The organism is Arthrobacter sp. Bi83, from assembly GCF_918698095.1.
Classification (GTDB): Bacteria; Actinomycetota; Actinomycetes; order Actinomycetales; family Micrococcaceae; genus Arthrobacter.
The window spans coordinates 20024-33169 of sequence record NZ_CAKKLY010000030.1; the positions used below are offsets into that span (position 1 = coordinate 20024).

Here is a 13146-nt window from a genome sequence, read left to right on the forward strand (position 1 = left end):
ACCAAAGCCGCTGCACACACGCACCGCACCGTTACCACCTGCCGGACCCGGACCGATCCCCGGGCGGCGCAACAATCATCAAGAAAGAAGCGGAATCATGGTATTCCTCCTCCGCCGCCTGGGGTTCTACGTAATCGCCTTCTGGGCCTGCATCACCCTTAATTTCTTCCTCCCGCGGCTGATGCCCGGGGACCCCGTCAGCAGAATGTTCTCCCAAGTCCAGTCTCAGATGCGCCCGGACCAGGTGGATGCGCTCCGCCGGCTCTTCGGTCTGGACGACCGGCCCCTCTGGGAACAGTACCTCGCCTACATCGGCAACATCTTCCGTGGGGACATGGGCATCTCGCTGTCCCGGTTCCCCTCCCCCGTTTCGGAGGTGATCGGCTCACAGATCGGATGGACCCTCCTGCTCGGCGGCACCTCCCTGGTTATTGCCGTCATTCTGGGCAATTTCCTCGGCGTCCTGGCAGCATGGCGGCGCGGAAAGTTCCTGGATTCCGTCTTTCCTCCGCTGCTGATTTTCGTCGGATCATTTCCCTACTTTTGGCTGGCCATGGCCGCTCTATATCTGTTTGGGATAACCCTGGGCTGGCTGCCTCTGAGCCATGCCTTCTCCACGGGGCTCAGCGCCTCGTTCTCCTTCGAATACATCGGCGACGTAGCCGCTCACCTCATCCTCCCGGCCCTGACCATTGTCCTGGTCTCCATCGGCGGCTGGATGCTGGGGATGCGCAACACGATGATCGCCACCACCGCTGAGGACTACATCACGATGGCTCGGGCCAAGGGACTCCGTCCGGCACGGATCATGTTCCAGTACGCGGCGCGCAACGCCATGCTGCCCTCAGTGACGTCGTTCGGCATGTCCCTTGGCTTCGTCGTCGGCGGCGCTCTCCTCACCGAAACCGTGTTCGCGTACCCGGGCATCGGCTACCAGCTCCTGACCTCCGTCCAGGCGCTGGACTACCCGCTGACCCAAGGCATCTTCCTGACCATCACCGCCGCCGTGCTGGCAGCTAACTTCCTGGTCGACATCATTTACGTACGGCTGGACCCCCGGGTCCGGGTCAGCTAGAAACAGGTCCCCCATGTCACTTACAAACTCAACACCTACCGCCACCACCACGGCCGGCAACCCCACCGTTCAAGTACCGGAACCTCCGGTCCCCGGACGACTTGCCCACGGAGGGTTCGTCCACGGCATCCTCACGAACAAGAAGGCCCTCTTCGGGCTGGCCGTCCTGGTCGTATTTGCCCTCCTGGCACTGCTGGCACCCCTCCTGGCCCCGGGAAACCCCTCCGACTTCGGCCCCGAAGCATCCCTGGCGCCATCCGCGGCCCACCTGCTCGGAACCACCTCCAAAGGCCAGGACGTGCTCGCTTTGACCCTGTGGGGATCGCGAAGCTCACTGACGGTCGGATTCATCGTGGGCATAGCGGCGACCTTCATCGGCTGCCTCGTCGGCATCGCCTCCGCGTACTTCGGCAAGGCCATCGACGAACTACTCTCGCTGCTGACCAACATTTTCCTGCTCATCCCCGGACTTCCACTCCTGGTGGTCCTCGCCGCCTTCCTGCCGCCGGGCCCCGCCACTGTCGTCATCGTCCTGGTCATCACCGGCTGGGCCGGCAGCGCTCGTGTGCTCCGCTCCCAGGCACTGTCTCTGCGCAGCAAGGACTTCGTCGCCGCGGCCGTGGTGACCGGTGAGAAAGCCTGGCGCATCATGTTCCGGGAAATCCTGCCCAACATGGCCTCCATCGTCATGAGCACCCTGCTCGGCTGCGTCATTTACGGCATCGGCGCCCAGGCAGGCCTGGAGTTCCTGGGGCTCGGCGATACCGGCTCGGTCAGCTGGGGAACCAACCTCTATTGGGCAAACAACGACGGCGCCCTGATGACCGGCGACTGGTGGGTGCTCCTGCCCTCGGGCGTAGCCATCGCCGTCGTCGCATTTGCCCTGGCCCTGATCAACTACGCCGTTGATGAAATCACCAACCCCCGCCTGCGCGTGGAAAAGAAAGGCTGACAGATGGAAACCCTAACTGAACAGGACCGGGGAAACATCGGCCGGACCGCCGCCGCTCCCGTGCTGAGCGTGAAAAACCTGCAGGTCCAATACACGGCAGAAATCGGAAACGTTACCGCCGTCGATGGTGTCAGCTTCGACATCGGCGCAGGAGAAGTGTTCGGCCTCGCCGGTGAATCAGGCTGCGGCAAGTCCACCATCGCAAACGCGGTCATGCGGCTCCTGCAGACCCCGGCAAAAATCACAGGCGGCTCCATCGAGCTCAACGGAAAGAATCTCCTGGACCTGGGCGAAGAAGAACTGCGACGCACCCGCTGGCGCGACGTGGCGATGGTCTTCCAAAGCGCGATGAACTCCCTGAACCCCGTCATGACCATCGGAGATCAGATCGTCGACGTCTTCACCACGCATGAAAGGATGCCCAAGAAAGCCGCCCGCGAACGTGCCGCGGAGCTGCTGAAACTTGTCGACATCAGCCCCGACCGCCTCAAGTCCTACCCGCACCAGCTCTCCGGCGGAATGCGCCAGCGGGCAGTGATCGCGATCGCGCTGGCGCTCAAACCCTCCCTTCTCATCATGGACGAACCCACCACGGCCCTGGACGTGGTGGTTCAGCAGGACATCATGCACCAGATCAAAGAACTTCAGCAGCGGCTGGGGTTTTCCATTCTGTTCATCACCCACGACATCTCACTCATGGTCGAGCTCTCCCACCGCATGGCCGTGATGTATGCGGGAAAGCTGGTCGAGGTCGCTCCCTCCAAGGACATGCTGGAGAACCCGCTTCACCCCTACACCAACGCCCTCATGGGAGCGTTTCCGCCGCTGACCGGCCCGAGAGTTGAGTTGACAGGCATCCCGGACGCCCCGCCGAACATGGCCCACCCTCCCACCGGCTGCCGCTTCCACCCCCGGTGCCCGCTCGCTGTCGACGCGTGCCGCACCGTCGCGCCACCGCTCCTTCCAAAAGCCGAAAACCACGACGCAGCGTGCCTACTCCTACCCGAATACGTCGTCCCCCGCGAAAGGTCACGCCGATGAGCCCCGCACACAGCACCTCATCCCGCCCCGAAAGGGCGACCGAGCCCTTGGTCCAGGTACGCAACCTGAGCAAGGACTATCATCTGGGAAGCTTTCCCTTCCGTTCGACCGTACGCGCGGTAAACGACGTCTCCTTTGACATCAACCACGGCGAGATTGTGGCACTTGTCGGGGAATCCGGCAGCGGAAAAAGCACCATCGCCCGCATTCTCGCCCGCCTTGAGCAGCCCACCGGCGGCCAACTCATCATCGACGGACAAGACATCTTTGCCACCGAACGGCGCAAGGCATCAATGAAATACCGGAGCAAGGTCCAGATGGTCTTCCAGGACCCCTTCGGATCCCTCAACCCGGCACACCGCATCGAGCACTTCCTGACACGTCCGCTACAGCTTCACGGAGAAAACGACAGCCCGAAGGCCCTCAAACTCAAATTGCGTGAACTCATGGCAACGGTCGGCCTGGGCGAGCAGATGCTGGACCGCTACCCCCACCAGCTGTCCGGCGGACAACGGCAGCGTGTCGCCATCGCCAGAGCCCTGGCCGTGGAACCGGAAATCATACTGGCCGACGAACCCACCTCAATGCTCGACGTCTCGGTCCGCATCGGAATTCTCAATCTGATGCGCAAACTCCGCGATGAACGGGGCGTGTCCATGCTCTACATCACCCACGACCTCGCATCCGCACGCTACATCGCGGACACAACCCTGGTGATGTGCGCCGGGGATCTGGTCGAGGGCGGTGAGAGCATCGAGCTGATGGCCGCCCCCCATCACCCGTACACACAGTTGCTGCTCTCCGCCGTCCCCGACGCCCGCAGGACCCAGACCGTCCGCCCGCCGAAGAGGGATGCCACGGAACGGAACGCCAACCGGGGAAGCGGCGAACGTGTCACCCTCAGCGAATCCCATTGGGCGCTCAAAGTGCCAGAATCTGCCGCCTGACCGCCCCCAGCCCGCCACCGACCGGCCGCTTTCTCCGCGCAACCAAGACCCAAACAGCTTCGCTGCAGGCTGCCCGAAACCCAGGAAAGAATCCCATGATGAAACCCGCTGCCGCACTCTCCGGCGCACCCGAGGTGATCGTTGTCGGTGAAGCACTCATCGACGCGGTCCACACAGGGGAAGGCGTTACCGAACACCCCGGGGGCTCACCGGCCAATGTGGCCTACGGACCCGCCCGTCTGGATGTTTCGAGCGGGTTCCTGACCTCAACGCGACACGGAAATCAGCGTCCCCTCCGCGTCCGAAGTGCGGGCAAGCCTGGTCAGCTGACCACTAACCACGACTCGGGCCCCAGCACCGCCGCAAACCTGCCGATCACCGCACGATCCAGGCCCTTTCCTTGCCTCATCCCGAACCTGAAACGAGACACCTCCCATGACGGCCGTGACCACCACACACCCTGAAACCTTCCGGCCCGCCCTGCATTACACGGCCCGAAACACCTGGCTCAATGATCCCAACGGGCTGATCCACCATCAAGGCGTGTACCACCTCTACTATCAAAACAATCCCTTCGGAAACACCTGGGGAAACATGTCCTGGGGCCACGCGACCTCGGAAAACCTCTCCGCCTGGACCGAACAGCCTGTCGCGATTGCCTGCGACGAGCAGGAGGACATCTTCTCCGGCAGCATAGTATTCGACAGCCAAAACAGCAGCGGGTTCGGCACCGCAACGGCGCCCCCGCTGGTAGCCGTCTACACCAGCGCCTACAAGAATGCCTCGCCGTTGCACGGCGTCCAGGCGCAGTCACTGGCCTACAGTTTGGACGGCGGCTTCACGTGGGAAAAATACGCGGGCAATCCCGTGCTCACCCGTAACTCGGCCAACTTCCGTGACCCAAAAGTTTTCCGCTACGACGGCGGGGCCGTCTCCTACTGGGTGATGGCGGCCGTCGAAGCCGAAGACTACAAAGTAGTCCTCTACAAGTCCGAGGACCTGAAAACCTGGGAACACCTCAGCGATTTCGGCCCCGCCAACGCCACCGGCGGCATCTGGGAATGTCCGGACCTCTTTGCCCTGCCGGTCGACGGCAATCCACAGGAGCTGAAATGGGTTCTGACGGTGAATCTGAACCCCGGTGGCCCGAACGGCGGTTCAGCCGGGCAGTACTTCACAGGAGACTTCGACGGCGTCACATTCACCTCCGACTCCACCATCACCAGCGGGGCGCAAGACCCCGACCGCCTTCAGGAGTACCACTGGCTGGACTGGGGACGGGACTATTACGCCGCCGTCTCCTTCAGCGACGCCCCCGACGGCAGGCGTATCATGATCGGCTGGATGAACAACTGGGACTATGCCAATCAGATCCCGACGTCACCCTGGCGCAGTCCCATGTCTCTGCCCCGGGAACTCTCCCTGGCCACCGTTGGCGGCCGCACCAGATTAGTCCAGAATGTCGTCGAGGAAGCCGTCTGCCGCGGTGAGGTGCCGGCAGTTCAGTCCGGCCCCATCCATTTGGCCGGGGAAACACGCCCGATCCCCGCCGCCACGGGCACGGTTCAGCTCATCGAAGCCGACTTTACGACCGGGACGGCCGAGGAATTCGGCCTCATCGTTCGTGGGAGCGGCACGGAAGGAACCCGAATCGGCATCAACCCCGCCCAGGGCCGCCTCATCCTTGACCGGACCGCCTCGGGTGACACGGGCTTCCATGATGGATTCCCTTCCGTCGACACCGCGCCCATCAACGCCTTGGACGGCCGATACAGGCTGAAGATCTACGTCGACCACTGCTCTGTTGAGGTCTTCGCCCAACACGGCGAGCTGGTGCTCACCGACCTGATCTTCCCGGACAAAACAAGCACCGGAGTCTCCATCTACGCCCACGGCGGCTCGGCAACACTCGAGAGCCTGACGATCACGCCCTTGATATAGACCCGGCCTGCCGCAGATGGATGACTAGCCGGCCCGAGAATTCACGGTGCCCAGGATTGGAGAAGATCACGGCGATGCCGCGGGTGCCGGAGTAGCTGTACAGGTCGCGCCACCGGCATACGTTTCCTGCCACATCGAGAACAACACTCACGCGCACCGCCACCAGTCGCCCCTGACCTGAACGAGTCCAGTCCCGGTATTGCGTTCCAGTTACGGCGCACCTCAACCGGACGCCAGGTCGGCCAACCAAAGCTGCTCAGAGTAGGGTCTGATTTCTACTTTGCCGCGTTGGACGCCTGGCCGCGGCCGATGCCGTTGAGCGGAATATCGCTGGATCCCTGCAGCCGGCGCTGCGCATTCCTGTCAGTCTGGCCATGGCGGATGAGGGCGAACGTCGTAAGGGTCATGCGGTTCATTCTCGCCTAACAGCCGGCAGGCTCCGGAAACTGCTGTTACGCGAAAGGGCCGATTCGCATCAAACACGGCGTTCTCGCATGAACGACCGTTCCCCAGAGCCAGTCCGCTGAATGGTAACGCCCGATCAGGAGACCTGCGGCTTGGCTTGCCCGCAGATTATGGTCTGCTCGTTCTGCCAACTGCATGCTCACCGGTTCGAGGACGGGCGGTAGACGCCTTTGCTATGCGCATAAGCATGCAACAGGCCATGGCTTAGCGGATGCCGAGGGCGCGACACCTGCCCGAGGGCTGGGCGCCGCTACCCTTGGCTGATGTCGATGCCCGTGATCGGCGCGCCCGCGCGCTCGTATGCGAGCGAGATCGCGCCTTTGGGGAACGCCCGCGGCGGCTGCGCGACGCGGAATGCCGCCGGCACGCCGGTGCCGTCGGCGAACAGCCGCTTACCCGATCCGAAAGTGAGGGGGTAGAGGAAGAGGTTCAGCCGGTCGACGAGGTCGGCCTCGAGCAGCGACCCTGCGAGGCCTCCGCTGCCGATGACGTGGATGTCGTCGAACCGGTCTTTCAGCGCGGCCACCTCCGCGACATCCGACAGCGCTGTGGTTCCGTCCCATGCCGGGTCGGTCAGGGAGCGCGACACGACGAACTTTGGCAAGGCGTTGAACGTCACCGCGATCGGGTCGTCGTTGCCCCGGGTGGGCCAGAACGCCGCGAAGATGTCGTAGGTTTTGCGTCCGAGCAACAGTGCGTCCATGCGGTTGATGCCGGCGACGATCGCCTCGCCGGTCTCGTCGTCGGAATACGCTGCCTGCCAGCCACCGAACTCGAAGCCGCCCTCGCGGTCCTCGTCGGGGCCGCCCGGCGCCTGGTACACGCCGTCGAGGGTGATGAACAGATCGACTGAGAGGATTCCCATGGTGCGCTCCTTCGCGTGAACGGCGACCAGATGCCGCCTCTGCCTGTGCGTCGATCGGGATAGCCCGGAATCGATATCACTGCGTGCCACATTAGCGACGAGCGGACGGCAGGTCGAGAGATGGACGCGGGCGGAGACGCTGAGCAGTCGAAAGCGCGGGGGCACGGAATCCGAACCGTGCGTAGCTATGCCAACAGAAGGGGCGGACACGCCTTCTGTTCATCACAGCTACACTGAACAAAACAAGGCACAGTATGAAAGCATGGCGGACTCAATGATCGAAAAGCTGCACCTCACTCCGGAAGACGAGTTCCCGGAGGATCTGGGCAAGGTCCTGGACCACGAACTACAGGTCCTGGACAGTCAGGTCCAACGCCAGCTCGACCACGAAGTCGTGGTTGACGGCGAACCAGACCCTGAAACGGAATTCCGCCACTACGAACTGGACGAAGAATTCAACGACCGCGACAAGCGCTGACGGCACCGGCTCCCGGTGGACCTCGACTGCGCAAAAGCCCAGGTTGCCGCCGGGGCCATGTGACTTCCAAAAGCGTCCAGAGCCTGTATGACGTGACGAAGCGCGCCAACTTGCTCATGGCTGTATGACCTCGGACCTCGATATGACCCAGGCCCGGATCGGGCCCGTCACGCTGGAAGAACTCCGGACCTGCGCATGGTCTCACCATCTGCCTGCCAGGAAGAGTCTGAGACGAAGCCCAGCCCGAAAATGGAGTCGTTCAGCCAGGAACTCGACTCTTTAGCGACTTTTTTGCACAGGAGCAAAGAGCTCTACGGCCGGCGGTTGGGATATCACATTTACCGCACCGAGAGCTAAGGTCGCGCAAACGACCGCCTTTACCCTTCGCACTCGATGCAGTATGAGTGGCCGTTGCTCTCGCGCGCGAGTTGGGACCGGTGCCGGACCAGGAAACAGGAATAGCAGGTGAACTCGTCCGCGGCCTGAGGAATGACCTGAACGATGAGCTCCTCGGCGACAATCTCTCCGCCCGGGGTCAGGCCCTCGTCCAGTGCATCGGCTTCATCCAGTTCGCTGACGACGCTGCGGGCATCCGGGGCATTCGCGGACTGCAATGCCTCCAGAGAACGGTCCTGAGATTCCTTGACGTCGGAACGGACTTCGTCGTAATCGGTTGCCACTTAAGTGATTCTCATTTCTGACGTTTTCTATGACGTACTTGTCTGACGAGACTGCAACGTATACCACTGCGCCATTGTTCCCGTATCCGGAGGCCCGGATGGATGGAAACGGACGAGGCAGGCCGGCACTTAGTGCACCGATTGGTTCGACAAAGAATATGCCGCGTCGCCAGTAGTAAGTTCGACGGCGCCCGATCTCGACGTGGCGCTCGAGATCGCCGCCGAGGGGTCGAACGCCTGCAACCGTAGGGTCGAGGTGCGGTCGTTCCTGTGAGCGTGGTCGACGTCAGGGAGGCGATCACCCAGGCCCACCGCGACCACGCCCGAGATCGCGCGGGCCTTCCTCGCGCAGGAGAGCACCATGGGGGGCAGCGGATCACCCGCGCGAAGGCCAGGATCCGCCGAGGCGATCCGGCTCACCCGCCTGATCCGCGCCCTCATGCCGGAGGACGGCGAAGTGGCCGGGCTGCTGGCCGTGATGCTCCACCGAGGCCCGCCTTGATTCGATTGCAGAATAGGACACGGAGGCCTCTCCCCGTGCCATGTGTGGCCAGTCGCCTTCGGCGTGCTTGCCTACAATGATCGACGGCACGGAAACCAGCTCGGGATCAGGAGGAAAGGACCCTGCGCCGGACCTCGGCCTTGTCGACGCCCAACTCGCTAAGGAGCGCGGCCGCAGGATCATGTTCTTCGCGGTCCAGAAGTGCCAGCAGAAGATTCGCAGTGGTGATCTGTCGTGACTTCTGCTCGATGGCGTACCGAAGCATGCCCTCCATAACCGACCGCGCACCCGAGCTGAAAGGTGGCTTCTTTCCTCGGCCAGGCGTAATTGCCCGCTCAAAGCCCCGGGCGTCTATTCCGATTGACGCGAGTGCTGCTTGGTCAAGCTTTAAAGCCGCGGCCCTTGCGTCATCGAGAGTAACCCCAAGAATGCCGGCCGGGCCGGAGAACTGAAGCGCTCCCAGCACCAGGTGTTCCGTGCCCAGTCGCTTGTCGCCGCTGGAACGGGCTTCCTCCATTGCAAAGCCAACGATCTGGCGGGCTTCGTCGGCAAACCGTTCAAACATGGTTCATCTCACTCTCGGTATTTGGCGTGTACTGACTGCCGCGAGACGCCCAAGGCGTCACCGATTTGCTCCCAGGTCCACCCCTGTTGTCGGGCAACTCTTACCTGAACGGCTTCGACCTGTTCTGCCAAGCGACGAAGGGCGCCGACGGCGCGTAGTCCGACGACCGGGTCCACTGAATGAATATGAGCGGACAGTTGATCAGCATTCATGCTGTCAGTCTGAATTGACAAGCGTCAGTTGTCAACTCAGACTGACAAGCGCTCGCCGATCTTCCTAACCGCAGCCGATGGTCGGCTCGCCGAGACTCGTGCCGGTTCCTTCCAAGCGCAGGCATTCTCATGCCACGTGGTCACCGCGTTTTCTCAGGAGTGGGCAGCCCTGACCTGCTTCCCCGGTGGGGTCAATTCTGGTTCCGGGCAGCCGGGGGCCTTTTCGGCGACTACCGGGACTGGCCAAGCATGGAGGAGTGGGGCCAGTCCATCGCTCGGGACCTTCACGGTCTGCATCATCGCCACAGATCTGAAGGACCCACCGGCTCCCGGCCCCATGTCATCTGACTTCGCCAACTCCCAGCGCCCGCATTCGCCCTACCAACCGGGCGGCCGCCTTCTGCAGCGATGGATGGTCCGTTCGATGTTTCACCAGCGGCTGGTGAATCTTCTGCTGAGCACCTGCCGGGCTCACCGGCGCCTGTTTACTTCGCCGGGCGGCCAGCTGCGCGAGCTGTTCCAGATCGGTGTGGTGCGGGGCAACATCCCTCTGGGAATCAGCGTGCTTTCCTACTCAGGCCAGCTGAACACCGCCGTTGTCGCCGCCGCGGATGCCATCGCCGACAGCGTATAGTCTCGGGTCCACGGCTGCGAAGTCGGTTCAAGGGCTGAACGTCACATCCTGCGTCTCAGTGACGCCGGCGGTGCGGCCGGGCGCCGTCTGATACTTCCAGTAAAGATTCGTGTGTGCGATGACCTGGTCCGGCGGCGGAGCGCCCCAGGCGCTCTGGTCCTCCGTAGTGTGCGCGTCACCGACCAGCGTCACGTCATAGCCACGCACGAGGGCGCCGTGGATCGTGGACCGGATGCATTCATCCGTCTGCGCACCGGCCACGACCAGGCGGCCGACCCCAGCCTTGGACAACACTTCCTCCAGGTCGGTGTCCTCGAAGGAGTCGCTGAACGTCTTGTGCACCAACGGTTCCGAATCCCGGCGAACCAGTTCAGGAACGCACTCCCAGGCATCACTCCCCTTCGCCAGGTGCTGGTCCGAATGCTGGAGCCACACGATCGTGACGCCCTCCTGGCGGGCCTTGTCTATGAGCGTGCCGATGTTGGCGACTACCGCGTCGCGCTGGTGGGCCTCGGCCACAACGCCCACCTGGACGTCGAGGACCATCAGCGCGGTGTTTGGGCGATCTGACAGCGTTGTCATGGCGATCTCCTGTAGTCGGGCGGCTCCTGCCACGCGAATTATGCTAGGCCGGTCCGCCGCGGATCGCTACTGCTCCCCCGTTTCATGCGCGGCCAACACATCGGAACCAGCTGTCCCGTAAGGTCATGAATTACAGCGCCGCCTGTGGCGAGCGTTACACAAACGAACACTCAGCCGAGAGGAACAGGATGACTCACGCCGAGAACGAGATCACCATCAACCGACCCGCACATGAGGTCTACTCCCTCCTCGCTCGAGTCTGAGGTTGCCCAGCTCCAGAAGCTGATAGAAGTGATCGAAGCGACCTGATGTTTTTTTCTGCCGGTCTGTGCCCACGCCGCGAAGGTGTGTAGCCTCGGCATTATGAACCCGCCGGAGGGCCAGCCTAAAGCCGCAATTGTCGTCGGGGTCGACGGGAGTCCTTCATCCATCCTGGCTTTGCGCTGGGCATCCGCTCTCGCACCCTTGCTCTCGGCCAGGATCGTCGCCGTGGCCGCCTGGCAGTTCCACATTGCCTTCGGAACCTTTGAGCCGATTGTCTGGGAGCCGGATGAGGAAGCGCGGAAGGTCTGTGCGCAGACTGTTACCGAGGCGCTGGGCTCAAAGGCCGCCGTCGATGTTGAAGTGGTGATCAGGCAGGGACCCGCCGCCAAGGTGCTCGCGGAGGAAAGCAGTCGTGCGCAACTGCTCATCCTGGGCAGCCGCGGCCACGGCGGATTTGAAGGCCTCCTGCTCGGCGCCGTCAGCGCCACGGTGGCCGAACACGCAAAGTGCTCGGTGCTGATTGCGCATGGCACGGAACTGCCGCCGGGATTGTTGGCTCAGCCGGCTCCGGCGTCCGGCCCCATCCCTCCAGGGCAAGACGATGCCTAGCACTCAGAGCATCGTGGTCGGCTACGACGGATCCGTTGAAGCAGGCCGGGCCGTGCGCTGGGCTGCACACCAGGCTGACCTGCGCCACTGTGAGCTTCATCTCGTGCATTGTTCCCTGTGGCCACTCCTGACGCATGACCTTGGTCCGGTCGAAGGCATCCCAGACAGCGGGCTGCAGCACTATTCGGAGGCTGTCCTTGCTGAGGGCCTCGATCATGCAACATCTGCCGCCCCGCAGGTGAAGATCCGTACCAGCCTGCTCTACGGCTGGCCCGCGGAGCACCTGCGAAGGGCGGCGGCGGGGGCCACAATGCTGGTGATCGGTAGCCGGGGCATCGGCGGGTTCATGGGACTTCTCGTGGGCTCCGTCAGCCTGGAACTGGCTGCCACTTCAAACTGCCCGGTCGCGGTAATCCGGCCTGAGGACAACCCCGGGGGTCCTGTGGTCGTCGGGGTGGAGCATCCCGGCAACACGGGGGCCCTGGCGGATGCCTGCGCTCTGGCTTCCGCCGCCGGCGTTGGGCTGGTGCTGGTTCATGTGCGCAGAATCCACTTCAGCGTCGGGAAGCCAGGTGGCGCCGCAGGTGAAAGCCTGAGTACATCCAGGGCGTTGCTCGATTCAGCTATTCAGACGGCGCAGGCCCTAGCTCCCGGCTTGGACGTCAGTGACGAACTCGTACAGGACTCGTCCGTTCCGCGCGGTCTGCTCAAAACGGCCACGGATGCGAGCGTTCTGGTGGTGGGAAGCAAGGGCCACGGTCTCATCAGAGGAACCATCGGATCCACAGCGCACGCCGTTCTCCACCACGCCAGGTGTCCGGTGTTTGTTTCGCGGCACGCCGCTGAAGAGCCAAAGGAGGGGCCTGCGCCGCCGCCGTAGACCCCTACCGGGCTTCTCCCTTGCCGGCCGCCCCGCTGCCTGGCAACTGGCTGACAAGTCCCAATGTGTTGCCTTCGCTGTCCCTGATGAAGGCCATCCATTCGTCGGTTCCCGCCGGGCCAAGCCTTGAGTCCCCGTGGCTGAAGATCACCTGCGGAGCAGCAACCACTTCCACTCCCCTGGCCTCCAGTTCGGGCATGAGTGCCCTGATATCGGGGACCTCCAGATAGATCAACGACGGCGGCGCGCCCCTCTCGAGCAGAAGCCGGACGCCACCGAGGTCGAAGAAGAGCAGGCCCGGCGGATCAAAGACCGCCTGCGGCGCGGTGCCGAGCAACACCGAGTAGAACGCAGCCGCCCGGTCAAGGTCCTCGGCGCGCTGCGCGACCTGGATGAGCCTCATTGATCCTCCATATGTAGGTGTTACGCGTTCCTGTCCGCAATCGTCACCGAT

16 protein-coding genes and 2 pseudogenes are annotated in these 13146 nt (G+C 63.1%); 11 read left to right on the forward strand and 7 right to left on the reverse strand.

What is annotated here, in order from left to right; genetic code table 11:
• Positions 1 to 97: 97 nt before the first annotated feature.
• The 6 genes and pseudogenes from LQ144_RS14510 (at position 98) to LQ144_RS14535 (ending at position 5956) form a co-directional block, all read left to right on the forward strand.
• The gene (locus LQ144_RS14510) at positions 98 to 1075 is read left to right on the forward strand and encodes an ABC transporter permease (RefSeq protein WP_230119408.1); all 978 of its coding nucleotides are present in this window, start codon (positions 98 to 100) and stop codon (positions 1073 to 1075) included.
• A gap of 13 nt (positions 1076 to 1088) precedes the next feature.
• The gene (locus LQ144_RS14515; protein WP_230119409.1) at positions 1089 to 2027 is read left to right on the forward strand and encodes an ABC transporter permease; all 939 of its coding nucleotides are present in this window, start codon (positions 1089 to 1091) and stop codon (positions 2025 to 2027) included.
• A gap of 3 nt (positions 2028 to 2030) precedes the next feature.
• On the forward strand, positions 2031 to 3068 hold the full coding sequence (locus LQ144_RS14520; protein ID WP_230119410.1) for an ABC transporter ATP-binding protein: 1038 nt from the start codon (positions 2031 to 2033) through the stop codon (positions 3066 to 3068).
• Positions 3065 to 4015, forward strand: coding sequence for an ATP-binding cassette domain-containing protein (locus LQ144_RS14525; RefSeq protein ID WP_230119411.1), 951 nt, complete (start codon positions 3065 to 3067; stop codon positions 4013 to 4015). Before LQ144_RS14520 ends, LQ144_RS14525 begins: the two co-directional genes overlap by 4 nt.
• A gap of 95 nt (positions 4016 to 4110) precedes the next feature.
• Positions 4111 to 4281: pseudogene (locus LQ144_RS14530) on the forward strand (carbohydrate kinase); the annotation flags it as partial.
• A gap of 169 nt (positions 4282 to 4450) precedes the next feature.
• Positions 4451 to 5956: a glycoside hydrolase family 32 protein gene (locus LQ144_RS14535; RefSeq protein ID WP_230119412.1), complete on the forward strand. Its 1506-nt coding sequence runs from the start codon at positions 4451 to 4453 to the stop codon at positions 5954 to 5956.
• 284 nt (positions 5957 to 6240) lie between these two features.
• On the opposite strand, the pseudogene LQ144_RS14540 reads toward LQ144_RS14535, so the two are convergent.
• A pseudogene (locus tag LQ144_RS14540) lies at positions 6241 to 6372 on the reverse strand (histidine phosphatase family protein); the annotation flags it as partial.
• Positions 6373 to 6671: 299 nt separating this feature from the next.
• Complete coding sequence (locus tag LQ144_RS14545; protein ID WP_230119413.1) at positions 6672 to 7286, reverse strand: dihydrofolate reductase family protein; 615 nt, start codon at positions 7284 to 7286, stop codon at positions 6672 to 6674.
• A gap of 262 nt (positions 7287 to 7548) precedes the next feature.
• On the opposite strand from LQ144_RS14545, the gene LQ144_RS14550 reads away from it, so the two are divergent.
• Entirely contained in the window at positions 7549 to 7764 is a 216-nt protein-coding gene (locus LQ144_RS14550; RefSeq protein WP_230119414.1) for a hypothetical protein, read from the forward strand.
• Positions 7765 to 8141: 377 nt separating this feature from the next.
• On the opposite strand, the gene LQ144_RS14555 is transcribed toward LQ144_RS14550, so the two are convergent.
• Complete coding sequence (locus LQ144_RS14555; protein ID WP_230119415.1) at positions 8142 to 8444, reverse strand: DUF4193 domain-containing protein; 303 nt, start codon at positions 8442 to 8444, stop codon at positions 8142 to 8144.
• Positions 8445 to 8805: 361 nt separating this feature from the next.
• On the opposite strand from LQ144_RS14555, the gene LQ144_RS14560 reads away from it, so the two are divergent.
• Positions 8806 to 8946: a DUF6596 domain-containing protein gene (locus LQ144_RS14560; protein WP_230119416.1), complete on the forward strand. Its 141-nt coding sequence runs from the start codon at positions 8806 to 8808 to the stop codon at positions 8944 to 8946.
• 106 nt (positions 8947 to 9052) lie between these two features.
• Here LQ144_RS14560 and LQ144_RS14565 read toward each other — a convergent pair whose 3' ends face one another.
• Both LQ144_RS14565 and LQ144_RS14570 read right to left on the reverse strand, forming a co-directional pair.
• Complete coding sequence (locus LQ144_RS14565; RefSeq protein WP_230119417.1) at positions 9053 to 9511, reverse strand: Clp protease N-terminal domain-containing protein; 459 nt, start codon at positions 9509 to 9511, stop codon at positions 9053 to 9055.
• A gap of 8 nt (positions 9512 to 9519) precedes the next feature.
• On the reverse strand, positions 9520 to 9723 hold the full coding sequence (locus tag LQ144_RS14570; protein WP_230119418.1) for a helix-turn-helix domain-containing protein: 204 nt from the start codon (positions 9721 to 9723) through the stop codon (positions 9520 to 9522).
• Positions 9724 to 10147: 424 nt separating this feature from the next.
• Between LQ144_RS14570 and LQ144_RS14575 the strand changes: the two genes are divergently transcribed.
• Complete coding sequence (locus tag LQ144_RS14575; protein WP_230119419.1) at positions 10148 to 10357, forward strand: hypothetical protein; 210 nt, start codon at positions 10148 to 10150, stop codon at positions 10355 to 10357.
• Between the two features lie 27 nt (positions 10358 to 10384).
• Here LQ144_RS14575 and LQ144_RS14580 read toward each other — a convergent pair whose 3' ends face one another.
• Entirely contained in the window at positions 10385 to 10939 is a 555-nt protein-coding gene (locus LQ144_RS14580) for an isochorismatase family protein (protein WP_230119420.1), read from the reverse strand.
• A gap of 363 nt (positions 10940 to 11302) precedes the next feature.
• On the opposite strand from LQ144_RS14580, the gene LQ144_RS14585 reads away from it, so the two are divergent.
• Together LQ144_RS14585 and LQ144_RS14590 are read left to right on the forward strand one after the other, a co-directional pair.
• Positions 11303 to 11812: a universal stress protein gene (locus LQ144_RS14585; RefSeq protein ID WP_230119421.1), complete on the forward strand. Its 510-nt coding sequence runs from the start codon at positions 11303 to 11305 to the stop codon at positions 11810 to 11812.
• Entirely contained in the window at positions 11805 to 12692 is an 888-nt protein-coding gene (locus LQ144_RS14590; RefSeq protein WP_230119422.1) for a universal stress protein, read from the forward strand. Before LQ144_RS14585 ends, LQ144_RS14590 begins: the two co-directional genes overlap by 8 nt.
• Before the next feature lie 4 nt (positions 12693 to 12696).
• Here LQ144_RS14590 and LQ144_RS14595 read toward each other — a convergent pair whose 3' ends face one another.
• Positions 12697 to 13095 (reverse strand): VOC family protein, encoded by a 399-nt coding sequence (locus LQ144_RS14595; protein ID WP_230119423.1) that lies wholly within the window; start codon positions 13093 to 13095, stop codon positions 12697 to 12699.
• Positions 13096 to 13146: the final 51 nt, after the last annotated feature.